19 protein-coding genes and 9 pseudogenes are annotated in these 21383 nt (G+C 69.3%); 12 read left to right on the top strand and 16 right to left on the bottom strand.

Annotated features, from left to right (window positions below):
- Nucleotides 1-97 precede the first annotated feature (97 nt).
- Genes QOL88_RS00140 through QOL88_RS00130 form a run of 3 tightly spaced genes read left to right on the top strand, consistent with a single transcriptional unit; the run spans nt 98 to nt 2332 of the window.
- Entirely contained in the window at nt 98-1069 is a 972-nt protein-coding gene (locus QOL88_RS00140) for an ABC transporter ATP-binding protein (RefSeq protein ID WP_097222774.1), read from the top strand.
- On the top strand, nt 1066-1917 hold the full coding sequence (locus QOL88_RS00135; protein WP_179878717.1) for an ABC transporter permease: 852 nt from the start codon (nt 1066-1068) through the stop codon (nt 1915-1917). Before QOL88_RS00140 ends, QOL88_RS00135 begins: the two co-directional genes overlap by 4 nt.
- Nucleotides 1918-1921: 4 nt before the next feature.
- The gene (locus tag QOL88_RS00130) at nt 1922-2332 is read left to right on the top strand and encodes a hypothetical protein (protein ID WP_097214495.1); all 411 of its coding nucleotides are present in this window, start codon (nt 1922-1924) and stop codon (nt 2330-2332) included.
- Between the two features lie 150 nt (nt 2333-2482).
- Here QOL88_RS00130 and QOL88_RS00125 read toward each other — a convergent pair.
- Both QOL88_RS00125 and QOL88_RS00120 read right to left on the bottom strand, forming a co-directional pair.
- Nucleotides 2483-2716: pseudogene (locus tag QOL88_RS00125) on the bottom strand (ATP-binding protein); the annotation flags it as partial.
- A pseudogene (locus QOL88_RS00120) lies at nt 2715-2891 on the bottom strand (IS5/IS1182 family transposase); the annotation flags it as partial. The pseudogenes QOL88_RS00120 and QOL88_RS00125, both read right to left, overlap by 2 nt.
- 140 nt (nt 2892-3031) lie before the next feature.
- On the opposite strand from QOL88_RS00120, the gene QOL88_RS00115 reads away from it, so the two are divergent.
- Complete coding sequence (locus QOL88_RS00115; RefSeq protein WP_257027306.1) at nt 3032-3505, top strand: HIT family protein; 474 nt, start codon at nt 3032-3034, stop codon at nt 3503-3505.
- 88 nt (nt 3506-3593) lie between these two features.
- On the opposite strand, the gene QOL88_RS00110 is transcribed toward QOL88_RS00115, so the two are convergent.
- The 4 genes and pseudogenes from QOL88_RS00110 to QOL88_RS00095 all read right to left on the bottom strand — a co-directional run bounded on the left by QOL88_RS00110 (nt 3594) and on the right by QOL88_RS00095 (nt 6940).
- On the bottom strand, nt 3594-4502 hold the full coding sequence (locus QOL88_RS00110) for an NADP-dependent oxidoreductase (RefSeq protein WP_097214494.1): 909 nt from the start codon (nt 4500-4502) through the stop codon (nt 3594-3596).
- A 455-nt stretch (nt 4503-4957) separates the two neighbouring features.
- A complete protein-coding gene (locus QOL88_RS00105) occupies nt 4958-5809 on the bottom strand; it encodes a maleylpyruvate isomerase family mycothiol-dependent enzyme (protein WP_097214493.1) in 852 nt (283 codons plus the stop codon).
- A gap of 66 nt (nt 5810-5875) precedes the next feature.
- Nucleotides 5876-6376 (bottom strand): annotated as a pseudogene (locus QOL88_RS00100) (transposase); the annotation flags it as partial.
- A gap of 24 nt (nt 6377-6400) precedes the next feature.
- Complete coding sequence (locus QOL88_RS00095) at nt 6401-6940, bottom strand: winged helix-turn-helix domain-containing protein (protein ID WP_097214492.1); 540 nt, start codon at nt 6938-6940, stop codon at nt 6401-6403.
- A gap of 124 nt (nt 6941-7064) precedes the next feature.
- On the opposite strand from QOL88_RS00095, the gene QOL88_RS00090 reads away from it, so the two are divergent.
- The gene (locus QOL88_RS00090) at nt 7065-7421 is read left to right on the top strand and encodes a MerR family transcriptional regulator (RefSeq protein ID WP_097214491.1); all 357 of its coding nucleotides are present in this window, start codon (nt 7065-7067) and stop codon (nt 7419-7421) included.
- Nucleotides 7422-7626: 205 nt separating this feature from the next.
- Here the strand turns inward: QOL88_RS00090 and QOL88_RS00085 are convergent.
- Nucleotides 7627-7905, bottom strand: a pseudogene (locus QOL88_RS00085) (ATP-binding protein); the annotation flags it as partial.
- 361 nt (nt 7906-8266) lie between these two features.
- On the bottom strand, nt 8267-8710 hold the full coding sequence (locus tag QOL88_RS00080) for a tyrosine-type recombinase/integrase (RefSeq protein ID WP_097214490.1): 444 nt from the start codon (nt 8708-8710) through the stop codon (nt 8267-8269).
- Between the two features lie 393 nt (nt 8711-9103).
- Here QOL88_RS00080 and QOL88_RS00075 point away from each other — a divergent pair.
- Nucleotides 9104-9501, top strand: a pseudogene (locus QOL88_RS00075) (LuxR C-terminal-related transcriptional regulator); the annotation flags it as partial.
- Between the two features lie 107 nt (nt 9502-9608).
- Here the strand turns inward: QOL88_RS00075 and QOL88_RS00070 are convergent.
- From QOL88_RS00070 to QOL88_RS00055, 4 genes are all read right to left on the bottom strand, one after another.
- The gene (locus QOL88_RS00070; protein WP_097214489.1) at nt 9609-11177 is read right to left on the bottom strand and encodes a carboxylesterase/lipase family protein; all 1569 of its coding nucleotides are present in this window, start codon (nt 11175-11177) and stop codon (nt 9609-9611) included.
- Between the two features lie 155 nt (nt 11178-11332).
- Nucleotides 11333-11971, bottom strand: a complete 639-nt coding sequence (locus tag QOL88_RS00065) for a GOLPH3/VPS74 family protein (protein WP_097222772.1) — start codon at nt 11969-11971, stop codon at nt 11333-11335.
- 132 nt (nt 11972-12103) lie between these two features.
- Entirely contained in the window at nt 12104-12763 is a 660-nt protein-coding gene (locus QOL88_RS00060) for a response regulator (protein WP_283445865.1), read from the bottom strand.
- Complete coding sequence (locus tag QOL88_RS00055; protein ID WP_283445864.1) at nt 12760-13920, bottom strand: sensor histidine kinase; 1161 nt, start codon at nt 13918-13920, stop codon at nt 12760-12762. The genes QOL88_RS00060 and QOL88_RS00055 overlap by 4 nt, the downstream gene beginning before the upstream one ends.
- Nucleotides 13921-14012: 92 nt before the next feature.
- Here QOL88_RS00055 and QOL88_RS00050 point away from each other — a divergent pair.
- Nucleotides 14013-14414, top strand: a pseudogene (locus tag QOL88_RS00050) (hypothetical protein); the annotation flags it as partial.
- Nucleotides 14415-14470: 56 nt separating this feature from the next.
- Nucleotides 14471-14617, top strand: coding sequence for a hypothetical protein (locus QOL88_RS00045; protein WP_283445863.1), 147 nt, complete (start codon nt 14471-14473; stop codon nt 14615-14617).
- A gap of 233 nt (nt 14618-14850) precedes the next feature.
- On the opposite strand, the gene QOL88_RS00040 is transcribed toward QOL88_RS00045, so the two are convergent.
- Both QOL88_RS00040 and QOL88_RS00035 read right to left on the bottom strand, forming a co-directional pair.
- Nucleotides 14851-14982: a DNA ligase-like domain-containing protein gene (locus tag QOL88_RS00040; RefSeq protein ID WP_283445862.1), complete on the bottom strand. Its 132-nt coding sequence runs from the start codon at nt 14980-14982 to the stop codon at nt 14851-14853.
- 210 nt (nt 14983-15192) lie between these two features.
- On the bottom strand, nt 15193-16398 hold the full coding sequence (locus QOL88_RS00035; RefSeq protein ID WP_283445861.1) for an acyltransferase family protein: 1206 nt from the start codon (nt 16396-16398) through the stop codon (nt 15193-15195).
- A gap of 219 nt (nt 16399-16617) precedes the next feature.
- Here QOL88_RS00035 and QOL88_RS38730 point away from each other — a divergent pair, with 219 nt between their 5' ends.
- Both QOL88_RS38730 and QOL88_RS38725 read left to right on the top strand, forming a co-directional pair.
- Entirely contained in the window at nt 16618-16782 is a 165-nt protein-coding gene (locus QOL88_RS38730; protein WP_502961623.1) for a replication-relaxation family protein, read from the top strand.
- Between the two features lie 11 nt (nt 16783-16793).
- Nucleotides 16794-16946 carry a hypothetical protein gene (locus QOL88_RS38725; protein ID WP_502961612.1) on the top strand — a complete coding sequence of 51 codons (153 nt, stop codon included), beginning with the start codon at nt 16794-16796 and terminating at the stop codon, nt 16944-16946.
- On the opposite strand, the gene QOL88_RS00020 is transcribed toward QOL88_RS38725, so the two are convergent.
- Nucleotides 16943-17883 (bottom strand): IS5 family transposase gene (locus tag QOL88_RS00020; RefSeq protein WP_502961611.1). Its coding sequence is split into 2 segments (ribosomal slippage): nt 16943-17482 and nt 17485-17883, totalling 939 coding nucleotides; the frame shifts between segments, so codons are not numbered across the junction. The genes QOL88_RS38725 and QOL88_RS00020 overlap by 4 nt on opposite strands.
- A gap of 128 nt (nt 17884-18011) precedes the next feature.
- On the opposite strand from QOL88_RS00020, the pseudogene QOL88_RS00015 reads away from it, so the two are divergent.
- Nucleotides 18012-18828 (top strand): annotated as a pseudogene (locus QOL88_RS00015) (IS5 family transposase).
- 382 nt (nt 18829-19210) lie between these two features.
- Here the strand turns inward: QOL88_RS00015 and QOL88_RS00010 are convergent.
- Nucleotides 19211-19910 (bottom strand): annotated as a pseudogene (locus QOL88_RS00010) (IS5 family transposase); the annotation flags it as partial.
- 914 nt (nt 19911-20824) lie between these two features.
- On the opposite strand from QOL88_RS00010, the pseudogene QOL88_RS00005 reads away from it, so the two are divergent.
- Nucleotides 20825-20977: pseudogene (locus QOL88_RS00005) on the top strand (histidine kinase dimerization/phospho-acceptor domain-containing protein); the annotation flags it as partial.
- Between the last annotated feature and the right edge of the window lie 406 nt (nt 20978-21383).

Raw genomic sequence — 21383 nt, 5'->3', positions numbered from 1 at the left:
GCAACTGCCGTAGACACGTCCTATGACCACGGACGTCGGCACGGCCTTCGGCCTCGGATCCCACAGGACGGACCACGAGACGGACGGGGGAACACCCATGACGATCGCTCACGCCTTATCCGGGGTCGGGGGCAGCCCACCGCCGGAGAGCGACAGGGTCATCGACGTGCGGGATCTGCGGATGCGCTACCGCAGCCAGGACGTGTTGAAGGGTGTCGGCTTCACGGCCCGGCGAGGCGAAGTCGTCGTGTTGCTCGGACCGAACGGCGCGGGCAAGACGACCACGATCGAGGTACTGGAAGGCTTCCGGGTGCGCTCGGCCGGTGACGTGACCGTCCTCGGCTCTGATCCGGCCGGCGGGGACGAGCGGTGGCGTGCGCGGCTGGGCATCGTGTTGCAGTCCTGGCGTGACCACGGCAAGTGGCGGGTGCGTGAACTGCTGGCCCATCTCGGCTCGTACTACACGCCGTATTCCACGGCCCTCGTAGGCCGGCCGTGGGACGTTGACGAGCTCCTCGCCGCCGTTGGGCTGACCGAGCAGGCGGACAAGCGGGTCGGAACTCTGTCCGGCGGGCAGCGCAGACGTTTCGACGTGGCCGTCGGCATCGTAGGCAGGCCTGAGGTGTTGTTCCTGGACGAGCCCACGGCGGGCCTGGACCCGGAGGCGAGGAAGGAGTTCCACGGCCTGGTCCGCGGGCTGGCGGACGAGAACACCACTGTTCTGCTGACTACGCACGACCTTGCCGAGGCGGAGAGGCTCGCCGACCGGATCCTGATTCTGGCCGATGGCCGGATCGTGGCCGATGGCTCGGCCGAAGAGCTGTCGCGGCAGGCATCAGCCGAGGCGACAGTGCGCTGGACGCGGGACGGGGAGCCTTTCGAGGAGTCGACGGCCGATCCCACCCGGTTCGTCCGTCGGCTGTTCGAGGAGCACGGCGAGGCGATCGGCGGACTGGAGGTGCGCCGGGCGAGTCTGGAGGACACCTACTTGACGATGGTGCGGGAGCTCGAGACGGGGAGCGTCCTCGATGGGCCGGCGATGCACGCTATCGGGGAGGGACCACGATGAGTCCGGTGTGGTATGCGGCGGGAGCAGGGGTGCGGCGTGGCTGGACGGAACTCCGGCAGACCTTCACCACCGGCCAGGACGTTTTCGGTTACGCACTCTGGACGGTGCTGCTCCTCGTGCCGCTGTTCCTGCTCAAGGACGATCCGCTGAAGGGCGCAGGCATATCGACCGGCGCGTTCATGCTGCCGAGCATGCTGGGCATGACGCTCGCGTTCACCGGCATGATGACCGCGGCGCAACTGCTCGCGACCGAGCGTGAGGACGGCACCCTGCTGCGGGCCAAGGCCGTGCCGCACGGCATGGTCGGCCACCTGGTCGGCAAGATCATCATGGTGTCGGGTACGGCTCTCGTCTCCATGGCCCTCCCGTTCGCCGTCGGCGTGTTCCTGGTTGACGGGGTGGCTCGGCAGGGTGGCGGAGCGTTGCTGACGCTGGTGTGGGTGGTTCCGCTGGGGCTCCTGGCGACCCTGCCGGTCGGCGCCGTCATCGGTTCGCTGGTGAGCAGTCCGCGCACCGTCGGCTTGCTCATGCTCCCGGTGATGGGACTCGTCGTGATCTCCGGGATCTACTTCCCCTTGTCGGAGCTGCCCGAGTGGCTGCAGACCGTCGGTCAGATCTTCCCCGTGTACTGGCTCGGCCTCGGTCTCCGCTCGGCGCTGCTGCCGGCCGGTGCGGTCGGCGCCGAGATCGGCGATTCCTGGCGGCACCTGGAAACAGCGGGCGTGCTGGCTGCTTGGGCAGTCGCCGGGCTGCTCCTCGCGCCATCCGTCCTGCGCAGGATGGCCCGTCGCGAATCCGGGGCGGCGATGGCGGAACGGCACCGGAAGGCGATGCAGCGGGTCGGTTAGTGATGTGCCAGGGGCGGGCTACCGGTCTGCCTCAAGAACCTGCTCATGCCGCACGTCATCGGCTCGGTCCGCGAGCACGGAGTGCGGCCCCTACCCGATCCGGGCCGACTTCCCCGTCTCCGGGGCTTCCCACCTGGACACCGCCTACGCAGTCGTCGCCCTGTTCGACCGCACCGACGTCACCGGCTCGGTCTCCGTCGGCCAGTACCCGGCGATCACGGGGCCGGAGCTGACCGAGGCGTTCGGCGTCCGGCTCGGACGGGACGTGGTCTTCGACCAGATCACCACAGAGGAGTTCCGTCCCTCAATGGCTCCCCTGATCAGGGAGAGCGCCGCCGCTGACCTCGCCGGGGCCCACCAGGCGATGACCACCATGGCTGGTCGCTCGACCCCGCGCTCGTGCGGCTGGAGCTGATACGTGCGAGTGCCAAGCCCTCCCGGGCCTCTGGCACACGCCGATCTCGTCGTCGAACGCGCCGCCGCCCACCCTGATCGTGCCGATGCCCGGCTGCGTTGCCGGGACAGCGGTCACCACGACAACTCCGTATGTCTGGTCGCCCTGAGCTCAGCCAGCCTTCGCCGGCTCCTCAGCTCGAGCCCGGGTGCTGGCGAGGCGGTAGGAGTCGGTGCCGGTCTCGATGATCGTGCCGTTGAAGGTGAGACGGTCGACGATGGCCGCGCGGAGGCGGGGATCGGTGAAGGTTTTGGTCCAGCCGCCGAAGGACTCGTTGGATGCGATGGCGACGCTGCTCTTCTCCTCGCGCTCGGTCAGTACTCGTAAGAGGAGTTCGGCGCCCCGCGAGCTGCGCGTAGGTGTGCCCCACACGCAGGTGCGCCAGCACCAGCAGCGCCTGGCGGTCGGCGCAAAGCCGGCGCCACCGAGTCCCGCGTTCCGACCGATGCGCGGCCAGCTGGGCGGTCAGGAACCGCAGGTGCGGGGTGGACAGGTCGAGGGCAGACGGGTGGACAAGCACGTGAAGCTCCTGGCGGCACGGGTGATCTTGGTCGTGAACCGTCTACCAGGAGCTTCATCACGTGCGCAGGCCAACCGACAGACTCATCAACCAGGTTGGCAGTCGATTTCATCCTGTGAGCTCTGTATAGGCTGGTGCGCGTGGATGTGACGGGGTGTCTTGGCTGCGACCTTCTGGCCGGGCGCCGGGAGTTGCCCGGAGGCGTCCTGCACGAAACCACTGCCTGGGTGGTGAACCACGTTGTCGGTCCGATGAATCTCGGCACCTTGATCGTCGGCCCGCGGGAGCATGTCGTGGCTGTCGCGGAGCTCGACGACACGGCAGCGGCGGAACTCGGCCCGTTGCTGCGCGATACCGCTCGTGTCGTAGAGACGTTGTGCCGACCTGAGCAGACCTACGTCTGCATGTGGTCGCATGGCCGCGACGCGCGCAAGCACCTGCACATCGCGGTCCAGCCGGTGACCGCGGAGGTGCGGGCCCGCTACGGCGGGCTGCGCTCCGAGCAGCTCCAGGCCCGGATGCTGGCGGACGGTCACGAGCCGGACGTCGCGGATGTCGAACAGTTCTGCGATCAGGCTCGCGAGCTGTTCCGAGAGATCGCCGACAGCAGCTGATCACCAGTGCTGGACCGACGCCACGTCGTAGTGGGACGAGCCACGCACCCTCAATGTGAGGTTGGAAAAGGCTCGCAGATCGGCCTGTTCAGATGCAGATCACGATCTTTCCTCGGGTGCGTCCGCGCTCGGCGTGCGCGTGGGCGACGGCGATCCGCTCCAGGGGGTAGGCCTGTTCGATACGGGGTGTGTAGCGGCCCTGCCCGCCCAGTTCCGCCGCCGCGGACAGGAGAGCGGAGTCGTTCACCGCGTGGGCCACATGCGTGCCCAGGCGCTGCCCGCCCGCGTGGTCGGCGACCGTCGCGACGCGCTTCGGGTCGCCCGCGATCGCGACGAGGTCTTCCAGGGAGCCGGAGGCCGCGGTGTCGAGCACGATGTCGACGCCGTGCGGAGCGAGGGTGGTGAGGCGCTGTGCGAGGCCGGGGCCGTAGGTGGTGGGAACGGCGCCGAGAGAGGTGAGGAACTCGTGGTTGCGTTCGCTGGCTGTCCCGATCACGGTGCCGACACCTTGTGCCACGGCGATCTCGACCGCCGCGCTGCCCACGCCTCCGGCGGCGCCCTCGACGAGGAGGGTACGCCCCGCGAGGGGGCCGAGCGCGCCGAGCCCACGCATCGCGGTCACGGACGCGAGACCGGCGCCCGCGGCCCGCACGTCGTTCCACGTGGCGGGGGTGTGCGCCCAGGCCGAAAGGATGAACAGCTCCGCGGTCGCGCCGGTGACGCCGCCCAGCCCGAAGACCCGGTCGCCGATGCTCACCCCCTGCACCCCGTCGCCGATCTCGTCGACCACACCGGCGCCGTCGCGCCCGGGAATGTCGGGCAGATCCAGGGGGAAGATCTGGTGCAGGGCGCCGGAGCGCAGCTTCCAGTCGATGGGATTGACGCTGGCCGCCGCGACACGGACACGAATCTCACCGGGTCCGGGGTGGGGGTCGGGGGCCTGCTCGATCACCAGGCTCTCCGCTCCGCCGTATTCGTGGAACCGGGCTGCGCGCATAATGGTCTGCCTCACTTTGACGGGCCGGCACGACGTGTTCATCCGGCGCTCGTCACTCTAGAACCTGACATTGACGTGAGGTGCAAGCCGCAACTGCCGGCCGGCCGGAGGAGGGCAGGCGCAAATGGGTAAGGCTGCCGAGCGGGCGGGAGTGAGCGTGGGGGCCTGCGCCACTACGAGGGATCACGCCGCCCGTCACGGTCGACACCCATGTGCCCTCGGGCGTGCTCGGCGACCCCGGCACGACGCGGGGGCTGCCGTGCGTACGTGAACGCGTGAACGCCCTCGGGTCCGCCACCGGGTCATGATCAATCTCGGCGCCGGCAACGGTTCGATCGGCCCCCAGGGCTGCCCTGGAGCCGGTATTGCTACTGAACTTGAATGCGTGATGTCGGCCTGTCATCTGTGTCGGCTGGCGACACACCTGGGAGGTGGACCTCGACGCTCAGCGTCCATCAGTAGACGATGGACACGATCTGGCAGGCGGCTTCGGCGATCTGGCTCTCTCCGCTGATGCGGGCCCGGGCAAGGGCAGTATCGGGATCAATGCCGCGGGTGCAGAGTCGCCAGGCGGTCTCTGAGTCCAGCCGCACTGATGCGGCCGGCTGGCCTCTGGGCGCTTCGGCCAGTGACCAGCGGTCCGCGGTGGCGGTCACGGTCCAGGTGTCGACGGCTGGCTCATCGATGACCACCTGGAGTTGTGTCCCGGCGGGTGTGGGCGTGTGACGCAGTGTGTGGGGCAAGGCCCGCATGAAGGTGTCCAGGACCATGGCCAGAGCGTTGGGCTCCGGATCGGTGTCCTGGCCGGTGGCATGTCGGATCTGCTGGCGGTGGGTCCAGTACTCGGTGAACTCCCGGGCGATGTCCAGCCACTTGGGCGCCGGGTTGGCCCCTGCCCAGGACACTCCCAGGCCCGTGGTGCCGAGGTCGGTGCCCTCCAATTGACGGGCGACCTGGGTCCCGGCCAGTTCCAGGGCCTCGATGAGCTCTGCGGGGCTGTGATCGGCGTGGAGGTCGATCCATTCCTGGTTGACCCGGTGGATGAACGCTTCCAGTGTCTCTCCAGCCGCCTTGGTGCGCTGGTGACTCTCTGTGCTCCAGCCGAGACGGCCGTGGTAGTCGCCGAGGATGTGGGCGGCAAGATCGTGGACGGTCCAGCCCGGGACCGCAGCCCTGCTCCACTCATTGCGCCGCAGGCCGCGTAGCACGTCGAGGAGCGACGCGAGCTCTGGCCCGAACAGCGGGCGGGCGTCGATCGGCTTGCCCAGCCAGGAGGGGTTGGATACGTCGTTGGGCTGGAGGCTCATGGTCAAAGCCTGGCAGCCGGGAGGTTTGGTCTTCCATCGAATACCCCTTCACCTCACGGAGCCCGGTCAGCCGCCCATGGTCAGACCTGTGCCGGCCAGACAGCCGTCGACCAGGTCGGGCCGGTACTGGATCTGCTTGAGTCTGCGCTTCACAGCCCGGGTGATCTGGGCCAGGTCGGCTGCGGCGAGGTTGCCGAGGTCGCGTTTGACCAGCGACCAAATGCCCTCCTGCGGGTTCAGGTCGGGTGCGTAGGCGGGCAGCTGGAAGACGGTGAGCCAGGCCACGTTCGCAGCGATGAACTCCCGCATCCCGGCTGTGAGATGAAGGCGTACGTTGTCCCAGACAAGCACGATGGGCCCGCCGAGCTGGATGCGGGCCCGCACGACCAGGTCGCGCAGGTCCCGCCAGCCGAAGCCCTTCGGCTGCCCCAGGCGGCCGCGGTATTCGCGCACTGCATAGAACATACGCGAGCGCCGGCCCGGCTGGTAGCAGACCATCCCCGCCATCGACACCCGGCCCGATCCTCTTCCGCGTACCCGCACCACGGGGTGTGCAGCCCCGTCGTCCCCAGGACCTGGAGCGCGGCGGCGTCAGCGACTGCCCGGCCTCGTCCCGAAAGACGATCCAGGCACCGAGCGCCGCCGCGGTGCTTTTACCCGCGGCCAGACGTCCTTCTTCCACAACTCGACCGCCGTGTCGTCGCGCTCGATGGCCCGGCGGGCGGGCTGCTGCCACGACCAGCCGTGCCGCTTCAGCAGCCTCCACGTGCCTTGGAGCGTGTATGAAACGCGGAATATGCGACCGATCAGCGTCTTCACCCTGGCCAGCGTCCACCGCTGATCCGCCCAGCCGTGTGTCAACGGCCCACGCTCCAACTCGCGTTCCAGCCGGGCCACTTGCACATCACTGAGCTGAGGTCGTCCGGGTGATCCCTTGGACGCAACACCGGCCGCGCCGCGTTCGCGCCAGGACCGGCGCCACCGCTCCACGGACCGCTCGCTCACCCGCAGCGCGGCGGCGACCTCCCGGTTCTTCTCCCCACGCTCGAATCGCTCCACAGCCCCCAGCCGGACCCGCTCCCGCGCTGCCCTCCCAGCGTCGGTCAGCCCGCCGCCCTGCGCATATCTCACAACCCCACGCTTATCTGACCACCGCAGAGGCGTCAGGAGAACGCCCCGACATCACCCGATCAAGTTCAGTAGCCTGAACCTGACGTCAAAGTGAGGTACGAGGAGGAAGGAAGCAACCTGCGTCATGCGCATCGGACAGCTCGCCAAGCGGTCAGGGGTCAGCGTGCGGGCCCTGCGTTACTACGAGGAACAGCGGCTCCTGGAATCGGCGCGGACGCCCGGTGGGCAGCGTGACTATCCTGACGAAGCCCTGGAGCGGGTCCAGCTCATCCAGGACCTCTTCGCGGCCGGCCTCTCCAGCCGTACCGTCGTCGAACTCCTGCCGTGCGTGAGCACCGGCGTTGCGACCCCCGCCATGCTCGACCAGCTCATAGTCGAACGCGACCGCATCGCCGCACGCATCCAGGATCTGACCCGGGCAATGACCAAACTCGGCCGCGTCATCGAGAATGTGACCGCGGCGAACGTGGCGCAGGACTGATCAACCCGTCGCGAGGGGCCCCGACCTATCCGGCATCTACCGGGCGACATCGCGCGTGAACAGGTCTCCCCACCCGGTCGGGTCCGTGAGCGCCACCGCCACGAGGAGAAGCGATTCGACGCCTGACCGCTCGGCACTGCCCGGCAAGTAGAGGACTGGAGAAGGGCACCGACGTGCCCGGCCCCGTAGGACGGCGCCGTTTTCTTCAGCCGGCGGCGACCGCGGCGGCCTTCTGTTCGGCGCGGGCGCAGGTGGCTGCCAGACGGTAGGAGTCGGTGCCGGTCTCGATGATGTTGCCGCCGAACGTCAACCGGTCCACGATCGCCGCGAAGAGCCTTGGATCAGTGAACGTCTTGGTCCACCCTCCGAAGGATTCATTGGAAGCTATCGCCACAGAATTCTTTTCCTCACGCTCCGTCAATGCCTGGAACAGCAGCTCCGCCCCACGACGATCAAGCTCCGTATCCCACAATTCATCAATACCCGTCCTGCGGCCCACCCCGTACTTGGCCGACAAAGCCCTGCCGGACAGCCCTTCGACCCGAGCGTCATGGCGGATCGCCGCGTACAACTCGACCTTCGAAAGGGGCACTTGAGCCACCCGGGGTTAGCTGATGCACTCCGATACTCCCGCCGTAAGGTCCCCAGTGGAGTGAGCACCCACCCACCAGTGGCTTCAAGACTGACTTGCAAAGCCAAGCGGTGCCGGTCGGCGCCCAGGGGGAAGCACAACTGGAGCGGGGGGTGGGGAGTGGGGAGTGGTTAAGGATGTGCCGGGTCAGGTAGTCCCAGTCCGGTTCCCGCCCGCCTGCGGGGGCGGGGGGCGGGCAGAGGCGTAGAAGTCGTCATGCCGGTCCGAAGATCTTGTCGTTCATGGTGTGGGCGGTGTGGGCGGTGTGGGCGATCTGGGCGTCGGAAGGGTTGCGGTACACGTTCTGGCCGGCCAGGTCACGGTGGCCGAGCAGGCGTTGGAGGACGTCGCACGCGACGTCGAGCTCGGCTGCGGTCTCGCCGAAGGTGTGCCGCAGCATGTGCGGATGGATGTGCCGAATGCCGGCGTCTTGGGCGAGATCCGATACGGGGTCCTGAACCCGCCGCGTGCCGAGAACCTGCCCGCCCGGTTCTCCTGTGGGACCCGGGAACGACACGTAGGCCCAATCGGCGTTGCCCGCCCCGGGGGTGGTGAGGCGTTCGCGCATCCAGTTGGCGTAGAGCGTCACCACGGGTCCGGGCACGGGAGCGACGAGGGTGCCGCGGTTCGTGTTTCGCTGCCCCGCGCGGATGGCCATCACGCTTCTCCAGGCCAGGCCAGGCCAGGCCAGGTGCGGGTGCGGGTGCGGGTGCGGGTGCGGGTGCGGGTGGGGGTCCAGGCTGTAGGACAGCCCGGGACGGTACTGCCGGCCGGGACGAGGTGAGTGTCCTTGCGGAGCAGGCCGACGACCTGGCCGACGCGCGGTGCGCTTGCACCGAGTAAGGCGACCATGCAGCGGTCGCGGGCGGTCCTCGTGGCGCGAAGGAGCGCGGCGAACTCCTCGTGGCTGGCGGCCGGTGCCCGCCCGGAAGGGTGGTTCGGCCGCGCATCGACACGGAGGCGTGGTGCCAGGGCGAGTTTCCCCGTCGCTGGGTGTGGAGCGGTGACGAACAGGGCGTCTACCGTCTTCGCGGTGATCCGGTGGGGGTGCGTGGACCAGGTGCTGCGCGCGGGAGCCTTCGGTTTCCTCCTCGAGGATGCCTCGGCGCGCCAACTCGCGGACGGGTGAAGGGTGGTGGCCTCCGGCGAGGCATTCCTCGCACCGACCGTGTCGAAGCGGCTGATCATGGAGTTTTCGAAGCTGTCCACGTCCCCCCCCGCCTCATGCAGTCCGTCCAGGCGGCGTAGGGCGATCTGACCGAGCGCGAGACGGGGGTCCTGGTCCTGAGCGCGCAGGGCCTGTCGAACGCGGAGACCGCCGGGCGCCTCGTGGTCGCCGGGTCGACGATCAAGACCCACGTCAGCCGGATCCTGGTGAAACTGAGCTTCAGGGACCGCGCACAGGCGGCGGTGTTGGCGTTCGAGGTGCGGTTGGTGACGCCCGGCTAGCGCCGCCGCGGCAGGCAATGCTTGCCGGGGCGGTGAACGTTGCCTGTTGGGGCACTGGGCACTGGGCACTGGGCACTGGGCTCGGCGCGCTGGGCCGCGGGTGGCGCTCAGGGCAGGGCGTTCCAGAAGGCGCAGTGGTGGCGGGTGGCGGTCCGGGTGGGACCCGTGCGGTCCGGGGCCAGGGACTGGACGGCGTCACTCGGCCAGTGCGGCGAACCGGGGGCGTTGGGGTCGCCGGTGCGGGCGAAGCGGGTCCAGTAGTCGATCATGGTGTCGGCCAGCCGGTGCTGGGCCGGGGTCATGGCGCGTGGGCGGCCGCCGAGGTCGTACAGGTAGGGGAGCTCACTGGCGTGGGGTGCGCCGAGGGGGAACGGTGGCGTGCCCGAGGTGAGCGGCGGGGCGTGCTCGTCGGCGAACTCATAGCGCCAGAGGGGGACTTGGGTGCCGAGCAGGTCGCCGGTGCGCAGGGTGGGGCAGGCGAAGTCGGCGTCACCGATGACTGCGCCGAACACCGGGCCGCCGTTCGACGGCGACACCGGGTACTCGTGGACGATCGCCCTGGCCCGGTCCGAGCCGGGGAAGAAGGTGGCCGCGACGTCGGGCCAGGTCTCGGGGGTGACGGGATTGCCGGCCTGGATGATGCCGGCGGCCCAGCCGTTGCCCTCGTCGTGGTTGCTGCCGATGAGCACGGGCACGTACGGGAAGCGGACGGCGGCGACGGCGGACGCGGGATCCTGGGGCAGCAACGGGGTTCCGTAGGAGGGCTGTTGGTCGGTGTCCTGGGCGGCCAGCAGACGGGAGACGCTCTTCCCGCGCAGACAGGCCAGGACGTGCCGGGCGGAGGAGCAGCCGACCTTGGCCGCGAACCGGGCGCCGGTCTCCCGTGCCGTGGACGGAGAGGCGGCGGACGGGGCGAACGGCCGGTCCGGGCGGCCGGTGCACGGCCCGCTCTGGATGATCGCCCGCTGGAAGAGCCCCACGGCGGCGGGCGAGGCGAGCTGGGCGCAGACGCTGTAGCCGCCGGCCGACTCGCCGGCCAGCGTCACGTCGCGCGGGTCGCCGCCGAAGGCGCCGATGCCTGCCCTGACCCACCGAAGTGCCGCCTGCTGGTCGGCCAGGCCGAAGGTGCCGGAGCCGGGCAGCCCGGCGTGGGCGAGGAAACCCAGGGCGCCGAGACGGTAGTTGACCGTGACGACCACGACGTCGCCGCGGGTGGCCATGCGATGGACGTCGTAGGAGCTGCCCGCGCCGGTCGTGAAGCCGCCGCCGTGCAGCCAGACGATCACCGGCCGCGGGTGCCGGGAGGTGGCGGCCGGCGTGGTGACGTTCAGGTACAGGCAGTTCTCGTCGGTGCTGCCGCCGGGCACCTCGCCCGCCGCCTGCGGGCATGCGCTCGCGGGCCGGGTCGCGTCCCGGGTCCCCGTCCAGGGCCTCACCGGATGGGGCGGCGCCCAGCGCAGGCGGCCGTCCGGAGGCGCCGCGTAGGGCAGGCCCTCGAAGGTGCGGTAGCCGTCGTGGGCGGCGCCCTGCACCACGCCGTCGTGGATGCGGACCACCGTCCCGAGGGCGGGCCCGGCGCGATCGGCCTGCTGCGTCGGCAGTGCGGGCCTGGCGGCCGTGGCGAGCACGGCGGTCAGCGCGCAGGCCAGGGTGGTCAGGACACGGCGCGTGTTCATGTGTTTCCCCCGTTTCATTACCTTCCCCCGTTTCATGGAGCCCCCGCTTCTCGGACTCCGGTCCCCGCTTCTCGGTCCCCGGTCCCCGGCCCTCGGACTCCAGCCCCCGGACCCCGGCTCCCGGGTTCCCGGCTCCCGGCTTCCCGTGTTCTCGGTCAGCTGCCGCCCATCCCGCCCTGGGCGGCGATCATGGTCATGGACAGTCCGCGTACGGCCTTCTCCAGGCCAGGGGCGAGGGTGCCGAGGCGGCTGGTGCAGGCGTTGATGCGGTCCCGCAGCTCTCGGGCGTCCTGCCGCGAGACGACCGACCGGTCCTTGCCGGCCGCCGCCAGTGCCGCCAGGGCGGCGTCGGCGACGGGGATCTCGTGGACGGGCGCGTCGCCGTGCAGGACGGCCGACACCCGCTCGCGCACCGCTCGGAGCGTGGCCGGGTCCGACACGGTCACGCGCCGGCCGCCCAGGCGGAGCCGGGACGACCCGACGGTGAGGAGTCCCAGCGCGGCCAGCCGGTCCTCCACGGCCGTCAGGGTCCCCCCACTGTGCCGTCGGACCAGCTGTTTCCAGCCGTGCCCGGGAGCCTCCCGCAGCATCTCGTCCAGAACGGGATCCCCCGTCGATCCCGTTGCGGCCACCGCCACGCTGCCGCCGCCGGTCTCCACCAGCCGTCCGCGCAGGGCGAGTTCGACCAGGGCGGCGGCTCGGACCAGCAGCCCGGTCCGGGAGCGGTCGTAGGGCCCCCGGGCCTCCTCGTCGTAGGCGAGCAAGTACATGCGGTGGTGGAGCGATTCGGTCATACCGATGACGCTACGGCCCGGCAGCGCGCCGTTGATCGGCCGCGCGAACGGATCCGCTCTGGGAACAGAGGAGGAGCGGCACGGTTTCTCCTCCTCAAGGAGGAGCGGTCCCCGCGGTCCCTCAAGCCGCTCTCAAGGGTTTCTCGGCCGGACGAGTCCGTGATCGTAGGCGGCCACCACGGCCTGTACCCGGTCTCGCAGGCCGAGCTTGCGCAGTACACCGGTGACGTGGTTCTTGACGGTGGACTCCGACAGGCCCAGCCGCTGGGCGATCTCCGCGTTCGACAGGGCCTGCCCGATCAGGGTGAGCACCTCCCGCTCGCGGCCGGACAGGCGCTCCAGGCTCGGCGGCGGTTGCAGGTCGGGTGCGGTGCGCAGGAAACGGTCCAGGACACGGCGTGTCACCGAGGGCGCCAGCAGGGAGTCTCCGCGGGCCGTGAGACGGATCGCGTCCACGAGTTCGGCGGGCCGGATGTCCTTCAACAGGAACCCGCTGGCCCCGGCGCGCAGCGCCGCGACCACGTGCGCGTCCAGATCCCAGGTGGTCAGCACGAGCACGCGGGCCGGGCTGCCGCAGGCCACGATCTCCCGGGTCGCCTCGATGCCGTCCAGCACGGGCATCCGTACGTCCATCAGCACCACGTCCGGCCGCAGCTCACGCGTCAGCCGCACGGCCTCCCGGCCGTCGGCCCCCTCGCCGGCCACCTCCAGGTCGTCCCGCGCGTCGATGATCATCCGGAAGCCGGTACGCACCAGGGCCTGGTCGTCGGCCACCACCACACGAAGGGTCACGACGCGTACTCCATCGGCAGGTCCGCCTCCACCGCGAACCCGCCCCCGGCGGCCGGACCCGCCCGCAGGCTCCCGCCCAGCATGCGGGCCCGTTCCCTCATCCCCATCAGCCCCCGCCCCGCGCCCGCCTTGGCGGACCGGGCGGGCGGTGTACGCCCGTTGTCGGCCACGGTGATCCGGATCCGTTCCCCGTCGGCCGTCACCGACACACGCACCTCGTCGGCGCCGACGGCGTGCCGCAGCGCGTTGGTCACGGCCTCCTGGGCGATGCGGTACGCCGCCAGGTCCACGGCCGCCGGCAGACCACCGGCCGGAACGCCCTCGCGGTCGAGACGCACCGTCATGCCCGCCGCACGTACGGCGTCGGCAAGGTCATCCAGCCGCGCCAGCCCGGGCCGCGGGGCCCGCTCCCCGGCGACCGGATCCTCCTCCGCCGGATTCCCCTCCTCCGGATCCTCCTCCGCCGGATTCTCCTCCTCCGGTCCGAACGCCCGTAGCAGCAACCGTAGTTCGTCCAGCGCCGACCGCCCCGCAGTGTCGATCGCCCGCAACGCCTGCCGGGCCTGCTCGGGACGATCGTCGAACACGTCGTCCGCGGCGCCCGCCTGAATGACCATCACCGACAAGGTGTGAGCCACCACGTCGTGCACCTCCCGCGCGATACGGGCCCGTTCTTCCGCCACCGCACGGCGCGTCTCCGCCGCCGTCCGCGCGCGCTGTGCCCTGCGCCACTGGCCCACGGTCCACGCCAGCAGCACCGCCAGCAGACAGACCGCGACGACCGCAGGCCCACCTTCGTAGAACCCCAGCGGGGCCAGGGCGCACATCCCCGCCAGCGCCGCCACCGACACCCGCCTTGACCGCGTGGCCGACAGCACGCACAACGCGACCTGCGCCGCGAGCAGCGCCCCCGTCAACGTCACGGCGGGAAACAGCGCCCACACGGCGACACCCGTCACCACGCCGACGCCCAGGACGGCGAGGGGCCCGCGCAGCAGCCACCGCAGAGCAACGCACTGCGCGACCACCAGCACCGCAGCCGCGGCCGACCGCCGGCCCGCGCCGCTGCTCGTGCCGACGGCAACCACCGATGTACCGAGCACCCCGAGCACGAGCCCGGCCGACCCGCACCACAGCCAACGCGCGTCTCGACTCACACCCCGACCCTACCGAGCAGTTCGCACCAGACGTTCTTGCCGCGGTTGCCGAATCCGGACTGTGTTGCCGGCCCGCGGAAGGCGTGGCACCGCCGGAGGGAGATCCGCACCGTGCGGAGATCACTGAGAGCAACCTGACTGCCGTGTGGCCGAACTACGCCCGGCGAGGCTACCGGCGTCTGATCTACACGAACACGCTGAGCGTGGTGCCCGAGGCGACCGGCATGTTCGAGCGGGCCATGGGCGGCCGGGCGCGGATCGTGAGGGTGCTGCTCACGGCCACCGACGCCACTACGCGTGCACGGCTGGAACGCCGGGAACTCGGCTCGGAGCTGGAGACGGAGGGGGAGAGCAGCACCCGTAAGGCGCGGTTGCTGGACCAGCGGACTCCTGCGGACGCGGTGAGGGTCACGACCGACGGGCGGACTGTCGCAGACATCGCGCGCGAGGTGGTGGCCGCCACTGGCTGGATCGGGCAGCACTCAACGGTCTGACCGGGCGTCTCGACTGGCACGATCGCGATCCGGCCAAGAGGGCCGTCTTCGCCTGCGTGCGGGCCTTGCACCTGGACGACCTGACGCCCACCGAGGCCCTGAACGCCGTCGAGGAGCGGTGCGCGGACCTGATCGGCATCCCGCAGAGCATGCTGCCGCACCGCTGGCCCCCGGCGACGAACTGGCTCTCCTTGGTCGCCTAACGCGATGATGGCCGACACCCACGTAGGTGCCGGCCACCACCCAGTGGTGACCCCCGATCCGCCGTCAGCCTTCGGGCAGGCGGTCGACGGCGATGGTGGCGAAGTCCCCTGGAGTGAGGAGGCGGATGCCGACTCGAGGATGACTGACGGGGAACTCGGTTCACGTATTGCGGAGCCGGGTGATCGTGACGACCGCGTGCCGGGCCGTGCCCGCCATGGCCTCCACCATGGCGTCACCCCCGGCGGGCGAGCCGCTCGAACGCCAGCCGGTTCCGCTCCCATACCACCAGCTCGCCGTCCAGCGCGGTGTCCGCCGGCAACTGAGCAAGGGCCGCCGCCCGGATCTCCGGGAACGCGGCCGTCATCTCCGTCCCCGCCTCTCCTTCAGCGCAGTGACGATGGTGCAGCTAAGTAGCGGTCCTCGGTGGCCACGGCGGCGGTAATGGGTTGATGCGAGCTCGGTGCTGCCGGCGCCGTCGCCGGCGTGACCGGCAGAGGATGTACCTCTCAGCGACTGCGGCAGTCAGAGCACCCTTCACACCAACTGGGGCTTCCGGCGAACCGGATCGCGACTCTCAGCGATCGCCGTGCACCTCCGCTGCGGGGCCTGCCCCCACGTCGGCTGCCACAGAAGACCTGCCGCGCATGGCCGGCCGACTCCAGCGGCGCACAGCGGGACGTTCGACCAGCCGGTAGAGCAACCACGCCAGGAGCAGGGTGATCACCACGGTCAGGCTTGCCTCGAGCAGAGCTTGGGAGAGCGTCGAGTGACCCGACCAGCCGCCGGCTTTGGCCATCTGCATCGGGCCGTACAAGATGACCAGCCAGTGCACCATGTACAGAGCGAAGGAGATTTCTCCGAGGAAAATCATGGCGCGCCTGCGGAAGAAGGAAGGCCGGCCGCGCACATCGGCCGTGGCGCCCGCGGCGATGAGGAGAGCGAGGAAGAACGCGATCGCGGATGCCTGACTGTACATCTCCGGCAGAAACCCGGCGGTGACGACGAAACTCGCTCCCGCCAGCAGCATCGCCGGGACGAGCGGCAACCCGATCCAGCGCCCGCTGAGCACGATCTGCGCCGTCAGCATTCCCAGCATGAATTCCAGCATCCTGCTGACGGGAAAGTAGTAGGTGAACCACAGCGGCCACCACGGCACGTCGGTGTTCGTCATCACCGGCTCATCCGGCAGCAACAGCGCGACGAACGGCAACGTGCAGATCAGTAGTGCGACGGCGCCGAGCCACAGCCACAACCGCTCGACACGGATCTTGCGCAGCAGGGGGAGCAGCACGGGGAAGGCCAGATAGAACAACAGCTCGCAAGCGAGCGACCAGGTGGGGGCGTTGGACGTGTAGTTCAGCACAACTTCCTGGTCGGGAATCCAGCTTTGCACGAGGAAGAGGGTGGGCACAGTGTTGGCCGCAGTCACCGCGTGGTTCGTGACGAGCATCAGGACCACCGCGACGGCCAGCGTGAGCAGGTGGTTCGGATAGACCTTCACAAGGCGTCGGCGCCAGAAGAGCCGGCTGGTGTCACCTCGCCGCGCCGACCAGGTCAGCACGAACCCGCTGAGGACGAAGAAGAAGACCACACCGGTGGGCCCCAACGCATACACGTACGGCTCGGTCCAGTTGAGCCAGGGCTTCTGCACGCTGGGTACCAGGACGATTCCTATGTGGCAGATCAGCACCATGAAGGCGGCGATGAATCGCATCCCGGTGAGGGAGGGCAGCCTGGACAACGATGTCTTGGCCGCTGCGGGCCCCGCCGGTGCCGCCATGATGCCTCCATGGTTTGTGAGTCGACCCAATGACCACCACGCACCGAGCCGCACCCGGCATGCCCTGAACATGGACCAACCCACTCGAGTCGAACTCGCGGCCGCCCAGGAAGCCCCGGTTGGCCATCGCCGCCCGTGGAGGGCCCGGGCAATCCGCTACCCGAGCCGTAAAGCACCTTCGCGGCCGAGCTCGCGAACGGCAAGGCCGGTCGGCACCCGATCTGGAACCTGACCCCGGCGGGGCAGAAGGCTCTGGCCGACGGCAACGAGCTGCCTCGCCGTCCGAAGGCCGGCACCGGAGCGAAGGCCGTTCGCGCCGGGGTCGGTCCGCACGGCGTCGCGGTGACGGACGTGATTCTCGCCTTCGGCGCCGGGACCATCTGACCGACTGGCAGGTGGAGGTCAACCACGCCATCAAGGAGACCGGCCTGAGCTTCAACACCGACGCCGTCCTGGCCCTGCCGACGAAGACCAGCGAGGTGCGCCTCTTCGAGCTCGACAACGGCACCATGTCCCAGGCCCGCCTCGCCAAGGAGGTCTGGGGCTAGGCCGTTTCTGATGGCTCTTGGACGGTGTCGCGGAGCCAGATGACGATCACGGTGACGTTCAGGGTGCCGTTGAAGATGTAGTCGCGCTTGTCGTAACGGGTGGCCACGGCGCGGAACTGCTTCCACTTGTTCACGCACCGCTCGACCGCGCTGCGACGGCGGTACTGGGCCTTGTCGAAGGCCGGGGGCCGGCCACCAGCCTGTCCCCGGCGCTTGCGGTGGGCCCGCTGGTCGTCTGGCTGCGCGATGGTGGCCTTGATCCCGCGTCGCCGCGGGTAGGCGCGGTTGTCCCGGCTGGAGTACGCCTTGTCGCCGCGCACCGGGTCCGGCCGGCTGCGCGGGCGGCCCGTACCGCGGCGCCGGATGCGTAAGCCGTCCAGCACCGGGGCGAACATCGGGCTGTCACCCCGCTGACCGGGCGAGGTCAGCCAGTGCAGCGGGCGGGCCCGGTCGTCGGAGAGCAGATGGACCTTGCTGGTCAGCCCGCCCCGTGAGCCCCAACGCCTCGCGCCCCACTGCTTCCTCACGTGTTCCGCCCCTTTTGCGGGTGGTCGGGGGGAGGCTTTCGGGGCGCCCCGGCCGCGTGCTTATGTGCACGGCAGGACGTGGAGTCGATGTTCACGGCCCCCTTCTGACGCTCCGCCTGGTGGGCGAGCGTTCCGTCCGGGTCGCCGGCATCCGCCTCGATCTGTAACTCCCGGAGGATGGCCGTCCAGGTGCCGTCGGCCGACCAGCGGCGATGCCGCTCGTAGACGGTCTGCCAGGGGCCGTACCGTTCCGGCAGGTCAGGCCATGGCACCCCGGTCCGGGCCCGGAACAGCACCCCGTTGATCACCCTGCGGTGATCCGCCCACTGCCCACCCGGCCTGCCGTTGCCAGGCAGGAGAGGCTCGACCTTCCGCCACTGCGCATCCGCGAGCTCGTGTCGCCGCACCATAAAGGCGTCCTGCCCGGCTGGCCACGAGATCCACCCAGCCCACCAAGAGCCATCAGAAACGGCCTAACTGGCTCTAACAAAAGGGCGTGATCATGTGACTGTCGGCCTGATCGCTCGTTGATGCGGGCATGGGGAAGCGTCAGTCGCGGCCGTGGATCGTGTCGGACGAACTGTGGTCGTTGATCGAGCCGTTGCTGCCCGAGCCACCGCCGAAGCAGGTCGAGGGACGGCCGCGGGTGCCTGACCGGCAGGCACTGTGCGGCATCCTGTTCGTCCTGCACACCGGCATTCAGTGGGAGTACTTGCCCCAGGAGCTGGGCTTCGGCTCGGGCATGACCTGCTGGCGGCGCCTGGCGGCCTGGAACGAGGCGGTGTCTGGGACCAGCTGCACCAGCTGCTGCTGAACAAGCTGCGGTCGAAGAACCAGCTGGACTGGTCGCGGGCGGTGATCGACTCCTCGCATGTCAGAGCGGCTCGGCGGGGCCCAAAAGCGGACCCAGCCCGGTCGACCGTGCACGGCCGGGCAGCAAGCACCACATCCTCACCGACGGCCAGGGCATCCCGCTCGCGGTGTCGCTGACCGGCGGCAACCGCAACGACGTCACCCAGCTCCTGCCTCTGCTCGACAAGATCCCAGCGGTCGCGGGAGTCGTCGGCCGGCCCCGACGCCGCCCGGACATGCTCTTCGCCGACCGCGGCTACGACCACGACAAGTACCGCCGGCTCCTTCGCGAGCGGGGCATCCGGCCGGTGATCGCCGAACGGGGCCAGCCTCACGGCACCGGCCTGGGGACCTTCCGGTGGGTCGTCGAGCGGACGATCTCCTGGCTGCACGGCTTCCGCCGCCTGCGCATCCGCTGGGAACGACGCGACGACATCCACGAGGCCTTCCTCGGGCTTGCCGTCTGCCTGATCACCCACCGACACGTCCAAAGGCTTTGTTAGGACCAGTAAGGCGATCTTGCGTAACATGTGAACTCCTGCAAGGCAGGGCCTAGTTGACCCAAATCGACATGACGTGACGTTAGTCATTAATGCCTATCATTGGAAGCAGCTAGAGGAATCTCCGAGTTCGATACCGCGGACCGCCGCCAGACGACGCCGCAGCCGCCATTGCCTGGAACGACACGCTGCCAAACAGAACACCGCGCGCGGCCGGACGTCCGGCCGCGGCCATTCACCACAGCCCTCGCAGACCCTCTCCACGGCCCCGCCAACACCCTCAACCGCCGCACCACGGGCTACTCGCCAGCAGGGGATAAGAGGGCGTTTCCTTTCAATGTTTAGTCCCTTGGTGTCCTAATTCGTCGGGTTCTAGGTGCCGCGCCCAACCGGGCGTGCGCTCGATGGTCCAACGGAGAGGCAGGGCGGCAAATTCCCTGGTGGCGGGGTCGCGTCGGACGACGTGCATGTCGATGCCGAGGGGCGCGGCGCGCTCAACGAGGTGTTGGCGGTAGCCGCCGTCGACCCAGGTCTTGCGGACGGCAGGGTGCTTGGCGGCGACCTTCTCGATGAGGGCCTGGCCGGCGATCGAGTCCTGCACGCCGGCTGCGGTGACCAGGACCTCGAGGAGCAGGCCGACCGTGTCGATCACGATGCTCCGCTTGCGGCCCACGATCATCTTGCCGACGTCGATGCCCTGGCCGGCGGCGGGGACATTGGTGGAGGTCTTGATGCTCTGGGAGTCGATGCCGCACGCACCCGGTTCCTCCTCTCGGCCTTCCTATGGCGCACTTGACGTCTCAGCAGGCTGTTGAGCTGGTCGAATACGACTTTTTCCTGCCAGCGGGCGAAGTGGGCGTAGACCGTATTCCAGTGCGGGTAGTCGTGGGGGAGGTAGCGCCAGGGGATCCCGGTGCGGTTCACGTAGACGACTGCGTCCAGGAGGCTGCACAGGTCATGGTTGGGCGGTCGGCCGATGTCCAGCCCGCGGCCGCGGCGTTCGGCCCGCCATGCGGTCAGGACTGACTCGACCAACTCCCGGCGGCATCGGACAGATCACTCGGATAGCGACGACGCTCAGCCATGATTCTGGAGTACCGGCCAGCTGTCGGCCTGGCCCAGGAGTGGGCACCAGGCGCGCGAGGCGAACGGCGTATGACGGCGCATCCCGGGACGGAACAGGAGGAGTGAGGGCAAGGCCACGGGGCCATCACGCCTCAGGACCCGCCAGCACCTACAGGCTCGCTGGCCTCATAATTGCCAGACCGCACACCAGCTAAAAACGCACTAAAAGTGGTGTAAACGCCCTCTCGGTGCCTGTTCTCGATCGGTGTACGCGCCGGGGCCTGGATGGTGTGTCCTACCGGTATGGCCGGCCCCACGGGTCGGGGTGCCGGATTCCCTGATGCGTTCGACCGCACGCAGGGTTAGGGCATTTCAGCGTTTCGGATGCTGGATCCGTGAGTGGCCACGCGTAGCCGCAGTAAGCGCAGGAGAGCGTATATGCAGGATGCGGCGCTGTCACGGTTTCCCTTCGAGGTCTCTCCGTGGACTCATCCGGGTCACATACCCGACACAACCACGCCCAAAGTTCCCATAGAAGCAACATCCCGACAATGAGACCTAAAACGATCCACGTGACGGCACCCCCTGTCATGACTCAGTCCCTTCTCTGTCGCCTGCTCGCTTCAAGGGACTAACCAGCTCAGACGCCAGGTGGGCGGAGCGCTTTGGGGGCTCATATCCATGCTGTCCATTTCCTGGCTGCACGTGCCAAAACCAGCAACGAAGGCCGTCATCAATCCGACGGGCGCTGGGATCAGGACCACCACCAGGCTGGCCACACGAACGTGTCGAGCAGTTCATGCCACACCTCAATCATCGGCTGCTCCTACGAGAGCCGGGAACCCGGCCATCCGCCGAGCAGGAACCGCACAGTGCTCAGGCCTCCTGCAACAGGCGTCGTCAACCACTGCCACAGCATGGAGCCGAACCTAGCAACCATGGGGCGGACCGGTCCCCGCGAAGCGTCCTCGACCTGCTCGCCATGGAACGCGAGCTGGTCGCCGCCCTCTCGCACCGGCTGCGCACGCCGTTGACCGCTCTCTACCTGGAGGCCGACCGGATGGGGTCGACGCCCAGCGCCCGGCGGGGATCGAGTCCAGTTCGCTCTCCAGCTGGCCGGCCGCCTCCGCGAAACGGCAGGCGATCGACCGGGGCTACGCCGACGTGATCTCCACCCTGGCGTACGACGCGAGCGCCACTCCCATGCTTGAACGCCCCGCGAGTGACCACGTCGTCGTACCCCATACTGCGCGTCAGGGGGCGGATGCGGCACCGAACTCGGCGCAATCGAGTGACCCCTCCCACCTACCCCAGCAGGACTGACGGCATGGCCCACGGCGAGGCGCTGCAAGACTCTGATCAGACGGAACCGGGCTCCTGACCCTCTGGGTCACGACGCATGAGATCCGAGCGGCTGTTGGCAAGGGCGAAGGCTCGGATGAGCCCTTCGATCAAGGCGCTGGCTTTGTGCATGTTCACTGGCAGCGTTTGTC

Source organism: Streptomyces sp. Ag82_O1-12 (assembly GCF_900182715.1).
In the GTDB taxonomy this organism is placed as follows: Bacteria; Actinomycetota; Actinomycetes; order Streptomycetales; family Streptomycetaceae; genus Streptomyces; species Streptomyces massasporeus.
Note: the sequence above shows the minus strand (reverse complement) of the source record. Positions and strands in the feature narration are given on the sequence as shown.

Excerpts from the sequence above, each read along its gene's own strand:
- QOL88_RS00110 (WP_097214494.1), bottom strand. The coding sequence starts at position 4,502 with ATGCGCGCAGCCCGGTTCCACGAATACGGCGGAGCGGAGAGCCTGGTG.
- QOL88_RS00140 (WP_097222774.1), top strand. The coding sequence starts at position 98 with ATGACGATCGCTCACGCCTTATCCGGGGTCGGGGGCAGCCCACCGCCG.
- QOL88_RS00135 (WP_179878717.1), top strand. The coding sequence starts at position 1,066 with ATGAGTCCGGTGTGGTATGCGGCGGGAGCAGGGGTGCGGCGTGGCTGG.
- QOL88_RS00080 (WP_097214490.1), bottom strand. The coding sequence starts at position 8,710 with ATGGCCATCCGCGCGGGGCAGCGAAACACGAACCGCGGCACCCTCGTC.
- QOL88_RS00035 (WP_283445861.1), bottom strand. The coding sequence starts at position 16,398 with ATGGCGGCACCGGCGGGGCCCGCAGCGGCCAAGACATCGTTGTCCAGG.
- QOL88_RS00090 (WP_097214491.1), top strand. The coding sequence starts at position 7,065 with ATGCGCATCGGACAGCTCGCCAAGCGGTCAGGGGTCAGCGTGCGGGCC.
- QOL88_RS00070 (WP_097214489.1), bottom strand. The coding sequence starts at position 11,177 with ATGAACACGCGCCGTGTCCTGACCACCCTGGCCTGCGCGCTGACCGCC.
- QOL88_RS00040 (WP_283445862.1), bottom strand. The coding sequence starts at position 14,982 with ATGACGGCCGCGTTCCCGGAGATCCGGGCGGCGGCCCTTGCTCAGTTG.
- QOL88_RS00105 (WP_097214493.1), bottom strand. The coding sequence starts at position 5,809 with ATGAGCCTCCAGCCCAACGACGTATCCAACCCCTCCTGGCTGGGCAAG.
- QOL88_RS00065 (WP_097222772.1), bottom strand. The coding sequence starts at position 11,971 with ATGACCGAATCGCTCCACCACCGCATGTACTTGCTCGCCTACGACGAG.